This window comes from Bacillus sp. CH30_1T (assembly GCF_008364765.1).
Classification (GTDB): domain Bacteria; phylum Bacillota; class Bacilli; order Bacillales; family Bacillaceae_B; genus Rossellomorea.
The window spans coordinates 32,077-51,353 of sequence record NZ_VTUY01000004.1; the positions used below are offsets into that span (position 1 = coordinate 32,077).

A 19,277-nucleotide genomic window follows, 5' to 3' on the forward strand; every position below is an offset into this window, starting at 1 on the left:
GGGCTTTATATCCGTAAGGGGGAGCCCCGTTTTTCTTTAATTAGTAAGGCAGACTGCCATTTTTTCATAATGATAACGAACTAAGTTAAAAGGTTTATAGCTTTCATACGCATTTTTTTGTAAAATATAAAAAGGTTGCTTTCTACCTGTGAGGAGTTGAAAAGATGAGATTGCACACTTTGCTGGAAGTACTGCCGTTTTTCTCAGTAGAGGGTGAAGGGAATCCAGCTATTTCAAACATCGCTAACCACCATAAGAAAGTGAAAAATGGTGATCTATTTATCTGTATTAACGGATTAGAGGTTGATAGCCATTCACTCGCTCCACTTGCAGAGAAGAACGGTGCAGCTGCGATTCTCGCTGAGAGGAGCATAGAAGCAAGCGTACCGGTTATTATCGTTCCGGATACGAAGAAAGCAATGGCCATTCTTGCAGACTACTTTTATAAGCAGCCCTCCCATCAGCTTTTGTTGGTAGGGGTGACTGGCACAAATGGAAAAACCACGACCACCCATCTGATTGACCAGGTGCTTACACACTGTGGAATGAAGACCGGTTTAATTGGTACAATGCACATAAAAGTGGGGGATGAGTTACAAGTAAGTCATAATACGACTCCTGACAGCTTAACGCTCCAACAAACGTTTAAACAGTTTTGTGATAAAGGGGTACGAAGTGCAATCATGGAAGTCTCTTCACATGCGCTACATCAGGGCCGGGTTCACGGCTGTGACTATGATATTGCCGTATTTACAAACCTGACTCAGGATCATCTGGATTATCACAAGTCCATGGACGATTATCGAAATGCAAAAGGCTTATTGTTTTCACAATTAGGGAATACTTATTTTAAGAAATCTCCTAAATACGCCATCATTAATAAAGACGATGAAGCAGCTGATTTTTTTATCAGAGCAACGGCCGCACATGTATTTACATATGGTCTGTCTCCTTCTGCTGACTTCTATGCCAGAGATATTGTCCTGAAAGCAACAGAGTCCGCTTTTACACTCGTTTCACCATTTGGAGAAAGAGAGATGGTATTAAAATTAGCGGGGCGATTTAATGTATATAACGCTTTGGCTGCGATTGCAACAGCTAGTGCAGCAGGTATACCCATCGAGGGCAGCGTAAGAAGCCTGGAGAGAGCACATGGAGTCAGGGGACGGTTTGAAACGATCTCTGAAGGCCAGCCCTACTCGGTTATCGTTGATTACGCACACACTCCAGATGGTCTGAAAAATGTATTAGAAACAATACAATCGATAACTAAGGGAAATGTTATTGTGGTGGTGGGGTGTGGAGGAGACCGTGATAAGATTAAGCGGCCTATAATGGCAGAGATTGCTTGTGAATATGGGGACTTTGCTATCTTCACCTCTGATAACCCCAGAACAGAGGATCCTGATAGTATACTCGAGGATATGGAATCTGGAGTGGTCGGCAAACAGTATCAATTAATAGTTGATCGGAAAGAAGCAATTAAAAAGGCTTTAAGTCTTGCAAAAGCTGACGATATTGTCCTGATCGCTGGGAAAGGTCATGAAACCTATCAAATTATAGGAAACAACGTATATGATTTCGATGACCGCGAAGTGGCCAGACAAATCATAAAGGGGATGTAAGAATGCTCTTTTATGATGATGTAAAGAAATTATTTCCTGAAACAACAGGAATACATCTACCAGGCTTTACGTTTCTAGTAGTTTCAAATTCAACTAGTATGGGAATGGAGAAGGGACTATATGTCCCTTTTGGTGATGAAATAAACCTTTTCGAAAGTATTGATTCAGGAGCGATTGCTTCACTTTGGCCTAAGAATAAAGAAGTACCTTCATTTGTTCCAAACCACTTTCCATTATTTATGGTTGAAGATGTTTATAAAGCTTACATTGACTTACTAGAGGATTACAAACAAAATTACAATCAAGAAAAGTGGGAAATTATGACGAAGTTTATTTTTAACAACGAATCTGAACGAAATCAAACAACAGACGTATCATCGAACGAATCCGGTAACGGAAAGGGAGGGGAATAACGATGATGGAACAAGTGATCTTTTTTACAATCATTATGGCATTTCTCATAACAGTATTGCTTGCCCCCGTTTTTATCCCTTTCCTGAGAAGATTGAAGTTTGGGCAGAGTATCCGTGATGAAGGCCCTCAGTCTCACCAAAAAAAGACAGGCACACCTACAATGGGTGGAATTGTGTTCCTGGTCTCCATCGTGATTACTACATTTGTAATGACTGGTAAATATTCAGAGCCTGGTCCTGAAACCTATTTAATGATTCTTGTGACGGTCGGTTTTGGGCTATTAGGCTTCCTTGATGACTTTATTAAAGTTGTAATGAAGAGGAACTTAGGACTCACATCAAAGCAAAAGCTTTTAGGTCAGATTGTCATTTCTGTCATTTTTTATCTCATCTTTAAGCAAAATGACTTTCCGACTACAGTTTCGATTCCGTTAACGGATCTTTCATTTGAATTAGGTTGGTTTTATTGTTTATTCATTATCTTTTGGCTTGTAGGATTTTCAAATGCTGTCAATTTAACAGATGGTTTAGATGGATTAGTTTCAGGAACGAGCGCCATTGCTTTTGGTGCACTAGCCGTATTAGCCTGGAATCAATCCCAGTATGATGTCGCGATTTTCGGAGTGGCAGTAGTCGGGGCGGTACTCGGATTCTTAGTATTCAATGCTCACCCTGCTAAAGTATTTATGGGAGATACTGGATCTTTAGCATTAGGTGGAGCGATCGCGACGATTGCCATTTTAACCAAATTGGAGATCATCTTAATTCTTATTGGTGGAGTATTTGTCATTGAGACACTATCCGTTATCTTACAGGTCTCATCATTTAAGACAACAGGAAAGAGAATATTCAAAATGAGCCCACTGCACCACCATTATGAGTTAGTCGGTTGGTCTGAGTGGCGTGTTGTTGTAACGTTTTGGACCGTCGGTTTGCTATTTGCCGTTTTAGGAATCTATATTGAGGTGTGGTTATAATTGAAGAAGATAACGAAGTTCAAACATAAAAAAGTTCTAGTATTAGGTTTAGCAAAAAGCGGGGTAAGTGCTGCCTCTCTTCTACATAAGTTAGAAGCATTTGTAACGGTAAACGATCAAAAGCCCTTGGCTGAAAATCCGGAAGCTCAGGGACTTCTACAGGAAGGTATTAAAGTGATTTGCGGAAGTCATCCCATCGAACTTCTTGATGAAGGTTTTCAGTATGTGATTAAGAATCCAGGAATTCCCTATCACAACCCATTAATTAAGAAAGCAATCGAAAAGAACATACCCGTTCTGACAGAAGTTGAGCTTGCCTATTTAATTTCTGAGGCAGAATTGATTGGAATTACAGGAACAAATGGAAAAACCACGACGACGACACTCCTGTTTGAAATGCTTGAAGAGGCCGATCAAAAGCCTCTTATTGCAGGAAACATCGGAACGGTCGCTTCTGAAGTAGCCCAGGAAGCGAAAGAAAATGAAAAAATGGTAGTTGAGCTTTCCTCTTTTCAACTGATGGGGATCGAAGAATTCGCTCCTCATATTGCCATCATTACGAATTTATATGATGCACATCTGGATTACCATGGAAACCTGGATGAATATTGGAAGGCGAAAACCAATATAACGAAAAATCAAACAGAACATGATTATCTCATCTTTAATGCTGATCAAGAGCATGTTATAGATTCAGTTGCCTTTACAAAAGCGCAATTGATTCCATTTTCAACGAAGAAAGTAGTAGCGGAAGGGGCCTATATTAAAAACGGGGCAGTCTATTTCAAAGATGAGTTGATTGTCGAAGTTGATTCAATTGTATTACCGGGTGCACATAACCTGGAGAATATCCTTTGTGCAGTTGCCGCGTGTAAAATCTATGGAGTACCCAATGAAAGTATTAAGAAGGTCCTTGGCACCTTTACAGGAGTGAAACACCGAACGCAATTTGTCCGGGAAGTGAAGGGTGTAAAGTTTTATAATGATTCGAAAGCAACGAATAGCCTGGCAACGAAAAGCGCTCTTCATGCGTTTGAGGGTCCTACGATCCTGCTTGCTGGAGGCTTAGACCGTGGAAATGATTTCGATGACCTGATTCCATATTTGAAAAATGTAAAAATGTTAATCACCTTCGGGGAAACGTCTGAGAAGTTCATGAATACAGGAGAAAAGGCAGGGATACAATCCATTATTCCTGTCGATAATGTTGAAAAGGCAGTTCCTGTTGCTTTTGAACATGCCGAAGAGGGAGATGTTGTTTTACTATCCCCTGCATGCGCAAGTTGGGATCAATATCGAACTTTTGAAGAACGTGGTGACATTTTTATAGAAGTGGTGCATAAGCTTTAATAAGGGCTTGTCCATGAAGAGCATCCGTACTTTAACAGCCAGTATACCAATCCAAGATAAGTAGTTTTCTTTGCTCGAACGGCTCAAAATTTGTCTATTCGAGGTGTTTAAGATTGCCTTTAAAAAAATCGACTCCCGATTTTATCCTCATTATGGTTACACTCACTTTACTTGCGATTGGATTGATTATGGTATACAGCGCAAGCGCTGTATGGGCTGACTACAAATTCGATGACTCCTTTTTCTTTGCCAAAAGGCAAGTGCTCTTTGCGGGCGTAGGGTTATTCGCTATGTTTTTCATCATGAATGTAGAGTATTGGACCTGGAGAAATTGGGCGAAAATTATCATCATCATTTGCTTTGTCCTTCTTGTACTGGTATTAATTCCGGGTATCGGGGTTCTAAGGAATGGTTCCAGGAGCTGGATAGGAGTTGGGGCGTTTTCCATTCAGCCTTCAGAATTTATGAAACTTGCCATGATTGCGTTTCTCTCAAAGTATTTATCGGAAAACCAAAAGTATATTACTTCCTTTAGAAAAGGAGTCCTACCGGCGCTTCTGCTGGTGTTCGCTGCTTTTGGAATGATAATGCTACAGCCGGATCTGGGTACGGGTACTGTCATGGTTGGTACTTCAGTAGTGATGATCTTTATTGCAGGAGCGAGGGTCATGCATTTTGTCGGTCTCGGGATGATTGGATTAGTCGGCTTCATTGGACTTGTTATATCTGCACCTTATCGCATTGCACGGATAACGTCATTTTTAGACCCATGGCAGGATCCATTGAATAGCGGATTCCAAATCATTCAGTCACTATATGCAATCGGCCCGGGAGGCTTATTTGGATTGGGACTGGGACAAAGCAGGCAGAAGTTCTTCTATTTGCCCGAACCTCAAAACGATTTTATTTTTGCAATATTAGCAGAAGAGCTCGGTTTTATCGGGGGAACTTTAGTCCTGCTTCTGTTTTCTTTGATTTTATGGAGAGGGATCAGAATTGCTCTAGGGGCTCCTGACTTATTCGGAAGCTTTCTGGCGTTAGGGATCGTTTCAATGATTGCAATCCAAGTAATGATCAATGTTGGGGTCGTAACCGGCCTCATGCCGGTCACGGGCATCACACTCCCCTTTCTTAGCTACGGGGGATCCTCATTGACCCTCATGCTAATGGCTGTGGGAGTGCTGCTGAATATTAGCCGTTATACGAGACGGTAATGACTTAACAAAGAGATTGACTGTGAAACAGCTCGGAAAAGAAGTGAATGGTAAAAGCCTGATAGTCAGGAACGCAACATTCATATCCTCCCCTGTTTTTATGGTCAGTCTCTTTTTGAATTAAAGAAAAAAACGCTGAAATTCCTCGTTTTTATTGAAATAACAATAGGATATTCATTGGTGAGATGTTACAATTAATTACATATACGTAATGCATTATAATCAGACCTTTTCAAAATAAAGGAGAGTTTATTACTTTTGTTAGCCAAATCTTTTACAATTCAATGACATACCTTCATTATGTGGAAATTGATGTTTAAAATAGAGTACAAGAGTGTAATAAATAGGATGGCTTCTTTCTGAAAAGGAATGGACGTACATATACGAAAAGTTGTATGGACAATGTATCTTAGGAAATGCTGGATTATTTTGATCAGTGACATGAGAACTAACTCCTGAATATCCATCCTTCAACTCTACCATAATGGTTTCTCGTTCAACATTATGTTATATGGCAGAAAATAACGTTCTGTTCCTCTTTTAACATTTGCTGCCTTCATATAGAATGTAAGGTATCCCAATGTAAAGAGTACTTTCATTATAAGACGTGGTGAGAATTTTCTTATTCATGACTTAATGATTACAAAGTGAAATTGAGGAGAACGAAATGAAAAAAGAAAATGTTGTTTCCCTTGAAGATCGTATTCCTAAATTAAAACAACACCGAAAAAAGAAAGCGAATCGCAGACTGTTATTTTTACTTTCTTTGTTCTTACTCATGATTCTATCGGTGGTTTACTTTCAATCACCTTTAAGTCATGTGAAAAAAGTGGTGGTTCATGGGAATGAGCTTGTTTCAAATGAGGCGGTTCTTCAGCAAAGTGGAATTGACAGCGGCATGAATTTGTGGAGTGTAAACAAAGATAAAACCGTGGAACAATTAAAGGAGCTTCCTGAAGTAAAAAATGCAACGGTAAAAATGTCCTTTCCGAATTCCTATGAAATACGCATCCAAGAATATGATAAAAAGGCATATCTATCGAAAGATAATAAATTCTTTGTCATATTAGAGAATGGGAACGTTCTGGATAAAGGTACTGAATCAATACCCGTTGATGCTCCTTTACTCAGAGGTTTCGAGGAAGATAAGGTCTTAGTGAAAATGGTAGAAGAATTAAGGGAGCTTCCGAAAGAAGTTCAGCACCTCATATCTGAGATTAACCTGGCTCCAAAGGAAACAGATCAATATCACTTGACCCTATTCATGAATGATGGATTTGAAGTCAGTGCCACCATCCGGACCTTTTCAGAGAAAATGGTGCATTATCCCTCTATTGTCAGTCAATTGGATCCTTCAGTAAAAGGTGTCATTGATTTAGAGGTAGGTTCTTATTTCAGAGCATATGAAACGGAAGGTGAACAAAGCGATGAAGAGGATGAGGGTGAGAGGTAAGCATGTAATCCTCTCTCTTGTATGTCTGGTGTTAGGTTTCATCCTTGCTTTTTCATTTAGTCTAGCTAACACAGAACAAGCGGAACGTGGGAATCGAACGAATGGTCAGTGGAAACAGGAAGAAGCATTGAGAGATCAAATCCTTGAGTATCAGCAGCAGAATAATAATCTGCAAGAGGAACTCTATGAGAAGCAGGAAAAGGTCGTCAACATGGAGAAGGAATTCTCTAAAGAGAAACAAATATATTTTAACCTGGCAGAAGATGCGGAGAAGTATCGTATGTACCTGGGCAAAACGAAAGTGAAAGGGCCTGGGATAAACGTGACATTATCAGACGCTGACTACGATTCCAATGAGGAAAACGCCAATAATTATATTGTTCATGAACACCATGTATTTAAGGTGATCAATGAATTATACATTGCGGGGGCTTCTGTCGTTGCGATAAATGGACAAAGGCTAAAGCATGATTCATACATACTGTGTAACGGTCCCGTTATTCAAATTGATGGAATCGAATATCCTGCTCCGTTTGAAATTACCGCTATTGGAGATCCGGAAGTACTATCATCAGCCATGAATATCACGGGCGGGGTTAAAGACCAGCTTGTAAATGATAATATCATTTTTAAACTGGAAAAAAAGAATACGGTAATTTTAGAACCAAGCATTAGTGAATCATAAGCAATGAAATGTCCCAATGGTTATTCGGACTGTTACCAAGTAAGGTCAGCTGTGAAAGTAAGGTGCAATGAATGGACAACAAGTTAAAAATAAGCTTTACCATTATTACGATAATTATTGGGTTTATGATTGCTATACAATTCCAAACAGTCAAAGAACCTGTTGTCCGGGATACACGAGATATATGGGAACTACGAAATGCATTATTAAAAGAAAAAGAAGTCAATTCCAATCTTTATGCAGAAATGCGTGCGGTTGAAGCAAAGTTGGAACAATATAAGACAGAACAGCAGTCTAGTCCAGAACGTGCTTTGAAACAAACTTTAGAGGAATTGAGAACAGAAGCAGGTTTGACTGAAAAAACAGGACCAGGTGTCATTTTAACGATTGAACCAGCCATGGAAGAAATCCTTCTTGGTGAAAAAGTTCAAACTATATCACCGGAACTGTTGGAAAGACTGGTAAATGAGCTGAATCGATATGATGCAATGGATATTTCCATTGATGGTCATCGCTTAATCAATACCTCGGTCATTCGGGATATTAATGGAGAAACCAAGGTAGATGGATATTCAATTAAAAAAATACCATTTGAAGTGAGAGTATTAACCAAAGACTTGGACTCTGCAAAAGGCTTGTATAACCGAATGCAGGTATCACAGTCTGTTGAGGACTTCTTTATCGATAATCTTCGAGTCTCAATTTCAAAGCCTTTAGAAAAAGTGGTGGTTCCACCATATGAAGATACCATCCGGGTCCGTTTAATGGAACCGGTGAAGGAAAGAGGAGGGAACGGGTAATATGTGGCTTCCCCTTTTAGGGTTGCTGGTAGGGGTCGTATTGGGGCTTCTTACAGATATTAGAATTCCAGATGAGTACTCGAATTATTTATCGATCGCCGTCCTGGCAGCATTGGATACATTATTTGGCGGCATACGTGCCCACCTCCAAAATATTTATGATGATAAGGTCTTTGTTTCTGGGTTCTTTTTTAATATTTTACTGGCAGCAAGTTTAGCTTTTCTAGGCGTACATCTTGGTGTAGACTTATATCTGGCGGCTGTATTTGCTTTTGGAGTAAGATTATTCCAGAACATTGCAGTGATTAGACGAATACTTATTAGCAATTGGTCAAATAATCAAGAAAAAAGAGAAAAAAATTAGAATTTTAAAAGGGAATCGTTTTTGTTACGACGAATATCTTAATTAAGATATACTTAGAATAATGTTTTTCTAGGGTTGTTGTTCCAAATAAACATTCTTTAAGGAGGTGCCATAGAGTGAACAGCAATGAAATTTACGTTAGCCTAGACATCGGTACATCCACAGTAAAAGTAATCATTGGTGAAATGACAAATGATTCCTTAAACATTATCGGTGTAGGAAATGTGAACTCAGAAGGAATCAGAAAAGGTTCCATCGTAGATATAGACGAAACTGTTCATACAATCAAGAAAGCAGTTGAACAAGCCGAAAGGATGGTTGGTTTATCTATAAGCCAGGTCATCGTAGGTATTACCGGCAACCATGTGTCGCTTCAATCGTGTCATGGTGTAGTGGCAGTATCAAGTGATAATCGGGAAATCGGCGATGAAGATGTTCTAAGAGTGATGGATGCAGCCCAGGTTGTTTCTATTCCTCCAGAAAGAGAAATCATCAATGTAATCCCAAGACAATTCATTGTTGATGGATTGGATGAGATTACAGATCCACGCGGTATGATTGGTGTTCGATTGGAAATGGAAGGCACCATCATTACGGGATCTAAGACGATTTTACATAATACTCTCCGTTGTGTAGAAAAGGCCGGCCTTGAAATTGTCGATATCGTTCTTCAACCTCTTGCGGCTGGTTCAGTTGCTTTGTCAAAGGATGAGAAGAACCTCGGTGCTGCGTTAATCGATATTGGCGGTGGCTCTACAACGATAGCGGTTTTCGAACAAGGCCACCTTAAAGCTACAACTGTACTTCCTGTAGGGGGAGAACATATTACTAAAGATTTATCGATTGGATTAAGAACCTCAACGGACGATGCAGAGAAAATCAAAACTAAATATGGACATGCTTATTATGACCATGCATCAGAAGATGAAGTGTTTAGCGTGCCAATTATTGGTAGCGATCAACACCAGCAATTTAATCAATTAGAAATTTCTGATATCATAGAAGCAAGGCTGGAAGAGATCTTAGACCTCATTAGCCATGAGCTGAAACGAATGGGAATCAGAGACCTGCCAGGTGGATATGTGTTAACTGGTGGTGTAGCAAATCTTCCAGGTGTGTTAGAATTAGCACAAATCGTTTTCCAAAATCGTGTACGGGTGGCAATTCCTGATTATATTGGAGTTAGGGAACCTCAGTATACGACTGCAGTAGGTTTGATTAAATACGCTCAAAAGAATGCTAGATTACAAGGAAGATCTGTTAGTGCAGAACCAGTGCCTGTAGAGGCTGCTGAGAAGCGACAATCGAAACCAGCTAATAAAAAGCCAAAGCCTGCGAAGGTAAAAGAAGAAGAACATGAAGATGAGAAGGCCATGTCAAAAGTGAAAAAGTTCTTTGGATACTTCTTTGAATAAATAAAGGAATCCATAGATTCGACGAGTTAGGAGGATTTGTCATGTTGGAGTTTGATACAAATTTAGATTCTTTAGCGACAATAAAAGTTATCGGTGTCGGTGGTGGAGGTAACAACGCTGTAAACCGCATGATCGAGCATGGTGTACAGGGTGTTGAATTTATCGCTGTAAATACAGATGCACAAGCTTTGAATCTATCAAAAGCTGAAATAAAAATGCAAATCGGTGGTAAATTAACCAGAGGATTAGGAGCAGGTGCCAATCCGGAAGTGGGTAAAAAAGCTGCTGAAGAAAGTAAAGAACAGATCGAAGAAGCTCTAAGAGGAGCAGATATGGTCTTCGTTACGGCTGGAATGGGCGGAGGAACCGGAACTGGTGCAGCTCCGGTAATCGCTCAGATTGCTCGAGAAATCGGAGCATTAACGGTCGGTGTTGTGACACGACCTTTCACCTTTGAAGGCAGAAAGCGTTCAAATCAAGCGAGCGGTGGTATCGCTGCTATGAAAGAAGGAGTAGATACCCTTATCGTTATTCCAAACGATCGTCTGCTTGAGATCGTAGATAAGAGCACGCCAATGCTTGAAGCATTCCGAGAAGCAGATAACGTATTAAGACAAGGTGTTCAAGGTATCTCAGATCTAATCGCAACTCCAGGTCTTATTAACCTTGACTTTGCCGACGTAAAGACAATCATGTCTAACAAAGGTTCAGCACTTATGGGCATCGGTGCAGCTTCTGGTGAAAATCGTGCGACGGAAGCCGCAAAAAAAGCCGTTTCAAGTCCATTACTTGAGACATCCATTGATGGAGCTCAAGGTGTACTGATGAACATTACAGGTGGTACATCTTTAAGTCTATATGAAGTTCAAGAAGCTGCGGACATTGTAGCATCTGCTTCAGATCAAGAAGTGAACATGATTTTCGGTTCCGTGATTAATGAAGATTTAAAAGATGATATCGTAGTAACCGTTATTGCAACCGGGTTTAATGAAGAGGTCATTCAACCTCCTAAGCAAACTCGACCAACATTTGGTGGAATGAAACCAAATCAAAGTCCAAACCCAAGCCCAAGCCAATCTATCAAGCGCGAACAACCTAAACGCGAAGAGCCTCAACACCAAGAGCCGGTGAGAACCTCTTCCAATCAAAATCAGGGAGCGGAAGAAACATTGGACATCCCAACTTTCCTTCGCAACCGTAATCGCCGTAGATAAATTAAAAGCGGAGGGGCTTTGCCCAGAGGCGACAAGCATAAGATGAGCCACCCGAAAAGGCGTCCTTCGCCTTTTTGGGTGGATTAGCTTATGACCTCGAGCCTCTAAGCCCCGTAGCTGGACAATAAAAGCGGGCTGCTTTCTCAGGCCCGATAAGCACAACAAGGAATCCCCAAAGGCATTTAATGCCTTTGGGGATTTTTTTGGTCTGATATATTTTCCACGTATCCATCCAATCAAAATCCAATCAACAAAGCTATTTTTTATACCTCGAATCAGGAATAAATTTAGTGACATATTTCGTTCTTATCTCCGAAAAGTTTTCCTCTGAAGCATACAAAAAATGACAACCTTTTAAAGGGTATGTACGATATACTTCTGATAAGTCATTCCTATCTTGAAATTTAAATAGCTGTAACTGGGTGAAGTTTCAAAAGGAGGGTAGAGATTGACCTTATATCTGGATGTCATCTGGTTGTTAAATCTATTGGTAGACTTTTTCTTATTATGGTTAACTGGAATCATCTTAAAAAGACAATATGCCCTGTGGAGAATTGGACTTGGCAGTTTGATAGGATCGATCATCATTCTCCTTGCCTTTTCACCTTATGCAACTCTTATAGGAAACCCTCTTATGAAATTATTATTTTCAATTATCATGGTGTACTCAGCTTTTGGGTATAGAAGATTGCGCTATTACTTATCTAATCTTCTTATGTTCTATTTTGTTACCTTTTTTACAGGTGGGATATTAATTGGGACTCATTATTTTATTAGTTTCGACCCTGGTACAGAATCCTCCATGTTGCTTGCAAGCATCCGTGGTTTTGGAGATCCGATAAGCTGGGTATTTGTTATGCTTGCCCTGCCTCTTGCCTGGTATTTTTCTAAGGGCAGAGTGGATAGCATTGAGCAAGTGAAAATTCAGTATGATCAGCTTCTGAAGGTAAGCATAAAAATTGAAGATTTTCAATGTACCGTAAACGGTCTTGTAGACAGCGGTAACCAACTTCAAGACCCCATATCCAAAAGTCCGGTCATGATACTCTCCATCGCTGAGATAGAGGGGGGAATTCCAGAAGAAGTGAGGGCACTATGCCACGATGTTGATGAAATCTTCTCTGGAGAGAAAAACATCGACACACGCTGGTCTGACCGGATGAGAATTGTCCCCGCCCAATCAGTGGGAAGAAAAAGTCAACTTCTAGCCGCTATCAAGCCTGATTCTCTCATTCTAAAGGATCATGAATCAGAATGGACGATCCCGAATGGACTGATTGCCTTCAGAGAGGATCCGCTTTCAGCAGATGGGAATTTTCAAGCGATCGTTCATCCGAAAATGGCTTCGCGAAAGCCGGTACTTAATGTTTCTTAAGTCAATTATTACTACTATACTCACAATTTAAAGAAATAGAAGGGGGAGCAACAATGAAAAAATTCAAATTTAAATTTTTATACTATTGGTACAAACTGTTAATCAAACTTGGACTGAAGACAGATGAAATTTACTACATAGGTGGTAGTGAAGCACTTCCCCCTCCATTGACGAAAGAGGAGGAAGAAGTATTACTCAATAAATTGCCTAAAGGTGATAAAGCTGCCCGCTCTCTGTTGATTGAACGAAACTTAAGGTTAGTCGTATATATCGCCAGGAAGTTTGAAAATACAGGAATAAATATTGAAGACTTGATCAGCATCGGTACGATTGGCTTGATTAAGGCAGTTAACACATTCAATCCAGAAAAAAAAATCAAATTAGCTACATATGCTTCCAGGTGTATTGAAAATGAAATTCTTATGTACTTAAGAAGAAATAATAAAATCCGCTCAGAAGTTTCGTTTGATGAGCCACTCAATATTGATTGGGACGGAAATGAATTACTATTATCAGACGTACTTGGAACAGATGAAGATATTATTACAAAAGATCTGGAAGCGACCGTAGACAAAAAACTGCTCTTTAACGCTCTTCACCAGCTCTCTGATCGTGAAAAACAAATCATGGAGCTCCGGTTTGGTCTAATGGGAGAAGAAGAAAAAACCCAAAAAGATGTAGCGGATATGCTTGGTATCTCCCAGTCCTATATCTCTCGTTTAGAAAAGAGGATTATTAAGCGTCTAAAGAAGGAATTTAATAAAATGGTATAACCTGATAAAAACTGACCTTTTCTATTGAGAAGGTCAGTTTTTTTTGTTTAAACCCATTAAAATTTTTTTATATGAATTTATCCAGATATCTAAAGGGATTTGGGGAGTATGAACCGTTACTTGTCAGAATGAAATGCATATTTTTCCTCTTCAAGGAAATACTGAATTTTGTACAGCAGCTCCTACAAGGAGGGGAAAGAATGACACGTAATAAAGTCGAGATTTGTGGTGTAGATACTTCCAAATTACCAGTTCTCAAAAATGATGAAATGAGAGTACTATTCAAGCAAATGCAAGCGGGCGACATTACCGCAAGAGAAAAACTTGTAAATGGGAATTTGCGCCTCGTCTTAAGTGTAATTCAACGCTTTAATAACCGTGGTGAGTATGTTGATGATTTATTTCAAGTAGGGTGTATCGGATTAATGAAATCCATCGATAATTTTGATTTAGGTCAAAACGTTCGATTCTCTACATACGCGGTTCCGATGATCATTGGGGAAATCCGACGATATTTAAGAGACAATAATCCAATAAGAGTGTCCCGTTCACTACGAGATATTGCGTACAAGGCTCTACAAGTAAGAGAGAAATTAATGGGGGAAACATCCAAAGAACCAACTGCAGAAGAAATTGCCAAAGTTCTTGATGTATCCCACGAGGAAATCGTATTTGCATTGGATGCTATACAAGATCCTGTCTCTTTGTTTGAACCCATTTATAATGATGGAGGAGACCCAATATTTGTGATGGATCAACTAAGCGACGAAAAAAATCGCGATTTCCATTGGATTGAAGAAATTGCTCTTCAAGAAGGAATGAGACGATTAAATGATCGTGAAAAATTGATTATCAGCAAACGCTTCTTTCAAGGGAAAACTCAAATGGAAGTGGCTGACGAGATCGGAATCTCACAAGCACAAGTATCAAGACTGGAAAAAGCAGCAATCAAACAAATGAACAAAAATATTCAATAAGTAAAGAAAAGCGGAGGCGGCTCGATCAGCCCCGACAAGTAAAATGGGAAACCCCCATAAGGCGCCCTATGCCTTATGGGGGTTTCCCGTTGTCACCTCGAACTTCTAAGCCCTGTAGCTGGACAAAAGAAAAGCGGAAGGGCTTTGCCCAGAAGCGAAAAGCATAAGGCGAACCATCCGGAAAGGCGTTCTTTGCCTTTTTGGATGGTTTGACTTATGACCTCGAGCTTCTAAGCCTTGTAGCTGGACAAAAGAAAAGCGGAAGGGCTTTGCCCAGAAGCGAAAAGCATAAGGCGAACCATCCGGAAAGGCGTTCTTTGCCTTTTTGGATGGTTTGACTTATGACCTCGAGCTTCTAAGCCTTGTAGCTGGACAAAAGAAAAGAAAGGTGGATCTCCTTCGGGTAGGTCTGCCTTTTTTTTTGTTGCATACACTAGTAATAACTACTTGAATTGGGTGAAAGAACAGTCTTTGAACATATAGGTACACAAATGAGAAACAACAAGAAGAGAGGGTGAAAACAGATGGTACGTATATCTGAATTTCAGGTGAAAGATGTCGTGAGTATATCTGACGGACGGAAATTAGGGAATATAGGGGATATAGAAATTAACCTGGATACTGGAAGAATTGAGGCCATTGTCATCGGAGGTGGAGGAAAGATATTGGGTTTCTTCGGAAAAGATGAAGATATTGTGATTCCTTGGAGCAGTATTGTAAAAATAGGGGAGGATGTTATTCTTGTTAGATATAAAGAAAGTCATTATATTCAAGGTCAACTGCAGGAACCGAAACAAGCCCCCGATACATGACGAATCTTCAGAGAATATGGTACACTTAATAAAAACGAGGGAGATTCAACGTGTCAAAGGATCCTTTTAATAGAGAAACAGAAGCTTATTATTCTATAGGTACATGGACGAAAAATAATCCTGGGCTAGTTGCAGGGATCACTACAAGATGGGGTGGTGTCAGTACCGGACCATTTCACTCTTTTAATATGGGATTGCACGTGGGAGACGATGAATCTTCAGTGGTTCATAATCGTCAATTACTTGCTTCCAGTTTAATGATGCCTGTTGAATCGTGGGCAGCTGCTGAACAAACCCACGGAAACAACATTCATCAAGTAGGAGAAGTAGACAAGGGAAAAGGTGCAGAGCTTTATCACACCAGCATTCAGGATACCGATGGTTTTATTACAGGAGATGAGAATATTCTATTAACGATGTGCTATGCGGATTGTGTTCCCCTCTATTTTCTGGACAGAGATTCGGGTACAATCGGATTGGCACATGCCGGATGGAAAGGTACTGTTTTACAAATAGGGCCCAAAATGGTCGATGCATATATGGAGCGAGGGGCCTCCAAGTCTTCCCTGGAGGTTGTGATCGGGCCATCCATATGTAAGAATTGCTATGTAGTTGATGACTGTGTGATCGATAAAGTGAAAAAAACACTAGAAGATGAAAACAACTTACCCTATAATTTAAAGGAAGAGGGACAATATTACCTCGATTTAAAGAAGTTGAATGAAAAGCTTTTAGTGCAAACTGGTTTAAATGCTGAACAAATCCACACTTCTAGTTATTGTTCATCCTGTCACAATGAGTTTTTCTCATACAGAAGAGATGGTGGTAAAACAGGAAGAATCATGAGCTTCATTGGCTGGAAGGAGAAAAAAAGATGAAGGTATCTGAAAAATTTATAATCATCCAGAAAAACATTGAAAATGCATGTAAGAACAGTGGAAGAAACCCTGAAGACGTACATGTTGTAGCGGTCACTAAATACGTTTCAATCGAGAGAGCCGAAGAAGCGGTTGAAGCCGGCCTTATTCACTTAGGTGAGAACCGTGACGAAGAACTGCTCTCCAAGCAGGAAGTTCTACAGGACAAGCCTCTGTGGCATTTTATTGGATCTCTGCAATCTAGAAAAGTAAAAAACATCATTGATAAAGTATCATACATACATTCTCTGGATCGTCTGTCACTAGCTAAAGAAATTCATAAAAGAGCGGACAAGCCTGTGTCTTGTTTTGTTCAAGTGAATGTTTCTGGAGAAGATTCTAAACATGGGTTATCACCTCAAGAAGTAAAAGGATTTATTGTGAGTCTTAAAGACTTCACAAATATTAATGTCGTAGGATTAATGACAATGGCTCCACATACGGACGATGAACCATTCTTACGGACTTGTTTTAGACAGTTGAAAACAATCCAGGAAGAAATCAACGCATTAAACCTTCCTTATGCCCCTTGTACAGAATTATCAATGGGGATGAGCAATGATTACATGATTGCAATCGAAGAGGGAGCTACGTTTATTCGTATTGGAACTGCATTAGTTGGAAATGACTGAGAGGGGATGAATACAAATGGGTATCAAGTCAAAGTTTAAAACGTTCTTTTTGCTGGATGAAGATGAATATGATTATGAAGAAGAAAAGTTTGAAGAAGAATACGAGGAGAAAAAGCCCATGAAGTCGCAGTCGCTTTCAAATTCGAAACAAAATGTTGTAAGTCTTCAAAGTGTTCAAAAGTCTTCTAAGATGATACTGGTTGAGCCGAGAGTATACGCTGAAGCTCAAGAAATTGCTGATCACTTAAAGAATAGACGCTCTGTCCTGGTAAACTTACAGCGGATTCAACATGATCAAGCAAAACGCATTGTCGACTTCTTAAGTGGAACTGTGTACGCAATTGGCGGCGACATTCAGCGAGTTGGAGATAATATTTTTCTTTGTACGCCTGATAATGTGGAAGTGAGCGGGAATATCTCTGAGTTCCTTAAAGAGGAAGATCTATCAGATTCGAGGTGGTAATGTAAATTATGGTGATGCTTTATGAGATTTTATACAACCTTATTCGCATATACTCCTGGGCTTTAATCATTTATATATTAATGTCCTGGTTTCCAAATGCAAGGGAGACGTCGATTGGACAGTTCCTTGCAAGAATATGCGAACCGTATTTAGAACCATTCAGACGTTTTGTTCCATCGATCGGAATGATTGATATTTCACCAATCGTGGCATTCATTGTGTTGAACTTGGCACAATCTGGTTTATACCAATTATTTAGATGGCTGATTTAATCGGCGAGTATGCGATCAAATATCCTTTAAAGAACTGAAACCGGATTGAACAGTTTCAGTTCTTTTATTTTGGGTAAATTACATAGGAGGTGAAGTTGTGTCTTCAATTTACCAACATTTCAGGCCGGATGAGAGAGGGTTTGTGGATGCTGTACTGGAGTGGAAACTGGCAGTGGAAAATCAATATACAGCGAAACGAACGGACTTTTTGGACCCAAGGCAGCAGCATATTGTTGAGTCCGTCATTGGAAATAACGATGAGATCATCCTTTCCTTCTATCCGGAAAATACGGAACGGAAAAGAGCGTTATTGTATCCCCCTTATTTTCAGCCTGAAGAAGAAGATTTTGGTATTAAGTTATTTGAAATACAGTACCCGTCCAAGTTTGTTACAATAGAGCATAGACAGGTACTAGGGACTCTCATGTCATTAGGGTTGAAACGGGAAAAATTCGGGGATATTTTATCTGAGGACGATACCATTCAACTCATGCTCGCAGGTGAGATTTCTGAATACGTCCGGATGGAACTCACTCAAATAGGCAAAGCAAAGATCTCCATGAAGGATATTCCAATGAAAGATCGAATCGAAAGTAAGGAAGAATGGTTGGAAAAAGTGACTACTGTAAGCTCCCTGCGGTTAGATGTCGTTCTCGCAGCAATCTATAATGATTCCCGCCAAAAAGCTCAAACATTGATTAAAAGCAATCATGTAAAAGTCAATTGGAAAACGGTCGAAAATGCCTCTTTTGAAGTAGAAGCCGGGGATGTAATTTCAGCAAGAGGGTATGGAAGAAGTAAGTTATTGTCCATTGAAGGAAGAACGAAACGGGATAAATGGCGAATTTCTGTTGGAATACTGAAATAATTTAAGAAAATTAAAGGGATTCTCCCACATACTGTCGAAATTTTAGTTATAATAAATATGTAATTCACCAAGTACTGGAGGTGGCTCCCATGCCTTTAACGCCATTAGACATACATAATAAAGAATTTAGTCGTGGCTTTCGTGGTTATGATGAGGACGAGGTTAATGAATTTTTAGATCAAATTATTAAGGATTATGAAATTCTTATCCGCGAGAAGAAGGAAACGGAAGAACGTTTAAACTCCTTGAATGAACGTTTAGGTCATTTTACAAACATCGAGGAAACGTTAAACAAGTCAATCGTCATTGCTCAAGAAGCAGGGGAAGAAGTTAAGCGTAATGCAATGAAAGAATCGAAGCTGATCATTAAGGAAGCCGAGAAGAATGCTGATCGCATCGTTAACGAATCATTATCCAAAGCCCGTAAGATTGCCATTGAGATTGAAGAGCTCAAGAAGCAGTCAAAGGTGTTCCGAACTCGTTTCAAAATGTTAATCGAAGCCCAGCTTGATTTACTTGATACAAATGACTGGGATCAATTAATGGAATTCGATCTGGACGCAACAGATTTAAAAACTTTAAAAGAAGAAGAGACATTGTCTTGACGAAAAGCGCAATACTTTCATATAATTGAACAACAATCTAAATTGCCATAATGAAGGCTAAGACAGGGACAGT

Annotated in this window: 21 protein-coding genes and 1 other annotated feature (1 of these 22 running past the window's edge); all 21 genes read left to right on the forward strand. The window is 39.7% G+C overall.

The window, feature by feature from the left end:
* Positions 1-164: 164 nt before the first annotated feature.
* The 21 genes from F0342_RS07830 to F0342_RS07930 all read left to right on the forward strand — a co-directional run bounded on the left by F0342_RS07830 (position 165) and on the right by F0342_RS07930 (position 19,204).
* Positions 165-1,625, forward strand: a complete 1,461-nt coding sequence (locus tag F0342_RS07830; protein ID WP_149155433.1) for a UDP-N-acetylmuramoyl-L-alanyl-D-glutamate--2,6-diaminopimelate ligase — start codon at positions 165-167, stop codon at positions 1,623-1,625.
* A gap of 2 nt (positions 1,626-1,627) precedes the next feature.
* On the forward strand, positions 1,628-2,038 hold the full coding sequence (locus tag F0342_RS07835) for a hypothetical protein (RefSeq protein ID WP_149155434.1): 411 nt from the start codon (positions 1,628-1,630) through the stop codon (positions 2,036-2,038).
* A 2-nt stretch (positions 2,039-2,040) separates the two neighbouring features.
* The gene (mraY, locus tag F0342_RS07840) at positions 2,041-3,015 is read left to right on the forward strand and encodes a phospho-N-acetylmuramoyl-pentapeptide-transferase (protein ID WP_149155435.1); all 975 of its coding nucleotides are present in this window, start codon (positions 2,041-2,043) and stop codon (positions 3,013-3,015) included.
* Positions 3,016-4,365, forward strand: a complete 1,350-nt coding sequence (murD, locus tag F0342_RS07845) for a UDP-N-acetylmuramoyl-L-alanine--D-glutamate ligase (RefSeq protein WP_149155436.1) — start codon at positions 3,016-3,018, stop codon at positions 4,363-4,365. It begins immediately after the preceding gene.
* A 113-nt stretch (positions 4,366-4,478) separates the two neighbouring features.
* Complete coding sequence (gene spoVE, locus F0342_RS07850; RefSeq protein ID WP_149155437.1) at positions 4,479-5,579, forward strand: stage V sporulation protein E; 1,101 nt, start codon at positions 4,479-4,481, stop codon at positions 5,577-5,579.
* 667 nt (positions 5,580-6,246) lie between these two features.
* Positions 6,247-7,032, forward strand: coding sequence for a cell division protein FtsQ/DivIB (locus F0342_RS07855; RefSeq protein WP_149155438.1), 786 nt, complete (start codon positions 6,247-6,249; stop codon positions 7,030-7,032).
* Positions 7,016-7,717: a DUF881 domain-containing protein gene (locus F0342_RS07860; protein WP_262481677.1), complete on the forward strand. Its 702-nt coding sequence runs from the start codon at positions 7,016-7,018 to the stop codon at positions 7,715-7,717. Before F0342_RS07855 ends, F0342_RS07860 begins: the two co-directional genes overlap by 17 nt.
* Before the next feature lie 71 nt (positions 7,718-7,788).
* The gene (locus F0342_RS07865; protein ID WP_149155440.1) at positions 7,789-8,517 is read left to right on the forward strand and encodes a DUF881 domain-containing protein; all 729 of its coding nucleotides are present in this window, start codon (positions 7,789-7,791) and stop codon (positions 8,515-8,517) included.
* Position 8,518: 1 nt separating this feature from the next.
* Positions 8,519-8,881, forward strand: a complete 363-nt coding sequence (locus F0342_RS07870) for a small basic family protein (RefSeq protein WP_113968298.1) — start codon at positions 8,519-8,521, stop codon at positions 8,879-8,881.
* A 116-nt stretch (positions 8,882-8,997) separates the two neighbouring features.
* Positions 8,998-10,296, forward strand: a complete 1,299-nt coding sequence (gene ftsA, locus F0342_RS07875; RefSeq protein WP_148968668.1) for a cell division protein FtsA — start codon at positions 8,998-9,000, stop codon at positions 10,294-10,296.
* 41 nt (positions 10,297-10,337) lie between these two features.
* A complete protein-coding gene (ftsZ, locus tag F0342_RS07880; RefSeq protein WP_149155441.1) occupies positions 10,338-11,510 on the forward strand; it encodes a cell division protein FtsZ in 1,173 nt (390 codons plus the stop codon).
* A gap of 448 nt (positions 11,511-11,958) precedes the next feature.
* Complete coding sequence (gene spoIIGA / locus F0342_RS07885; protein WP_149155442.1) at positions 11,959-12,885, forward strand: sigma-E processing peptidase SpoIIGA; 927 nt, start codon at positions 11,959-11,961, stop codon at positions 12,883-12,885.
* A 53-nt stretch (positions 12,886-12,938) separates the two neighbouring features.
* Positions 12,939-13,658 (forward strand): RNA polymerase sporulation sigma factor SigE, encoded by a 720-nt coding sequence (sigE, locus tag F0342_RS07890; protein WP_113968294.1) that lies wholly within the window; start codon positions 12,939-12,941, stop codon positions 13,656-13,658.
* A 200-nt stretch (positions 13,659-13,858) separates the two neighbouring features.
* Positions 13,859-14,635: an RNA polymerase sporulation sigma factor SigG gene (gene sigG, locus F0342_RS07895; protein ID WP_113968293.1), complete on the forward strand. Its 777-nt coding sequence runs from the start codon at positions 13,859-13,861 to the stop codon at positions 14,633-14,635.
* 524 nt (positions 14,636-15,159) lie between these two features.
* A complete protein-coding gene (locus tag F0342_RS07900) occupies positions 15,160-15,447 on the forward strand; it encodes a YlmC/YmxH family sporulation protein (protein WP_148968672.1) in 288 nt (95 codons plus the stop codon).
* A gap of 50 nt (positions 15,448-15,497) precedes the next feature.
* Positions 15,498-16,325 (forward strand): peptidoglycan editing factor PgeF, encoded by an 828-nt coding sequence (gene pgeF, locus F0342_RS07905; protein ID WP_149155443.1) that lies wholly within the window; start codon positions 15,498-15,500, stop codon positions 16,323-16,325.
* Entirely contained in the window at positions 16,322-16,996 is a 675-nt protein-coding gene (locus tag F0342_RS07910) for a YggS family pyridoxal phosphate-dependent enzyme (protein WP_149155444.1), read from the forward strand. Before pgeF ends, F0342_RS07910 begins: the two co-directional genes overlap by 4 nt.
* A 16-nt stretch (positions 16,997-17,012) precedes the next feature.
* A complete protein-coding gene (locus F0342_RS07915; protein WP_149155445.1) occupies positions 17,013-17,459 on the forward strand; it encodes a cell division protein SepF in 447 nt (148 codons plus the stop codon).
* Positions 17,460-17,467: 8 nt separating this feature from the next.
* The gene (locus F0342_RS07920) at positions 17,468-17,731 is read left to right on the forward strand and encodes a YggT family protein (protein ID WP_149155446.1); all 264 of its coding nucleotides are present in this window, start codon (positions 17,468-17,470) and stop codon (positions 17,729-17,731) included.
* A 97-nt stretch (positions 17,732-17,828) separates the two neighbouring features.
* A complete protein-coding gene (locus F0342_RS07925) occupies positions 17,829-18,599 on the forward strand; it encodes a YlmH family RNA-binding protein (RefSeq protein ID WP_149155447.1) in 771 nt (256 codons plus the stop codon).
* Between the two features lie 89 nt (positions 18,600-18,688).
* The gene (locus F0342_RS07930; RefSeq protein WP_098350955.1) at positions 18,689-19,204 is read left to right on the forward strand and encodes a DivIVA domain-containing protein; all 516 of its coding nucleotides are present in this window, start codon (positions 18,689-18,691) and stop codon (positions 19,202-19,204) included.
* A 50-nt stretch (positions 19,205-19,254) separates the two neighbouring features.
* Positions 19,255-19,277: a binding site (T-box leader), on the forward strand (it continues 215 nt past the right edge of the window).

What these genes read in the sequence shown, in the direction of transcription:
- F0342_RS07920 (WP_149155446.1), top strand. Translation starts at nt 17,468, where the DNA reads ATGGTGATGCTTTATGAGATTTTATACAACCTTATTCGCATATACTCC.
- F0342_RS07900 (WP_148968672.1), top strand. Translation starts at nt 15,160, where the DNA reads ATGGTACGTATATCTGAATTTCAGGTGAAAGATGTCGTGAGTATATCT.
- mraY (WP_149155435.1), top strand. Translation starts at nt 2,041, where the DNA reads ATGATGGAACAAGTGATCTTTTTTACAATCATTATGGCATTTCTCATA.
- F0342_RS07865 (WP_149155440.1), top strand. Translation starts at nt 7,789, where the DNA reads ATGGACAACAAGTTAAAAATAAGCTTTACCATTATTACGATAATTATT.
- F0342_RS07910 (WP_149155444.1), top strand. Translation starts at nt 16,322, where the DNA reads ATGAAGGTATCTGAAAAATTTATAATCATCCAGAAAAACATTGAAAAT.
- F0342_RS07915 (WP_149155445.1), top strand. Translation starts at nt 17,013, where the DNA reads ATGGGTATCAAGTCAAAGTTTAAAACGTTCTTTTTGCTGGATGAAGAT.
- ftsZ (WP_149155441.1), top strand. Translation starts at nt 10,338, where the DNA reads ATGTTGGAGTTTGATACAAATTTAGATTCTTTAGCGACAATAAAAGTT.
- F0342_RS07835 (WP_149155434.1), top strand. Translation starts at nt 1,628, where the DNA reads ATGCTCTTTTATGATGATGTAAAGAAATTATTTCCTGAAACAACAGGA.
- sigG (WP_113968293.1), top strand. Translation starts at nt 13,859, where the DNA reads ATGACACGTAATAAAGTCGAGATTTGTGGTGTAGATACTTCCAAATTA.
- F0342_RS07870 (WP_113968298.1), top strand. Translation starts at nt 8,519, where the DNA reads ATGTGGCTTCCCCTTTTAGGGTTGCTGGTAGGGGTCGTATTGGGGCTT.
- F0342_RS07855 (WP_149155438.1), top strand. Translation starts at nt 6,247, where the DNA reads ATGAAAAAAGAAAATGTTGTTTCCCTTGAAGATCGTATTCCTAAATTA.
- F0342_RS07860 (WP_262481677.1), top strand. Translation starts at nt 7,016, where the DNA reads ATGAGGGTGAGAGGTAAGCATGTAATCCTCTCTCTTGTATGTCTGGTG.
- sigE (WP_113968294.1), top strand. Translation starts at nt 12,939, where the DNA reads ATGAAAAAATTCAAATTTAAATTTTTATACTATTGGTACAAACTGTTA.
- F0342_RS07930 (WP_098350955.1), top strand. Translation starts at nt 18,689, where the DNA reads ATGCCTTTAACGCCATTAGACATACATAATAAAGAATTTAGTCGTGGC.
- F0342_RS07830 (WP_149155433.1), top strand. Translation starts at nt 165, where the DNA reads ATGAGATTGCACACTTTGCTGGAAGTACTGCCGTTTTTCTCAGTAGAG.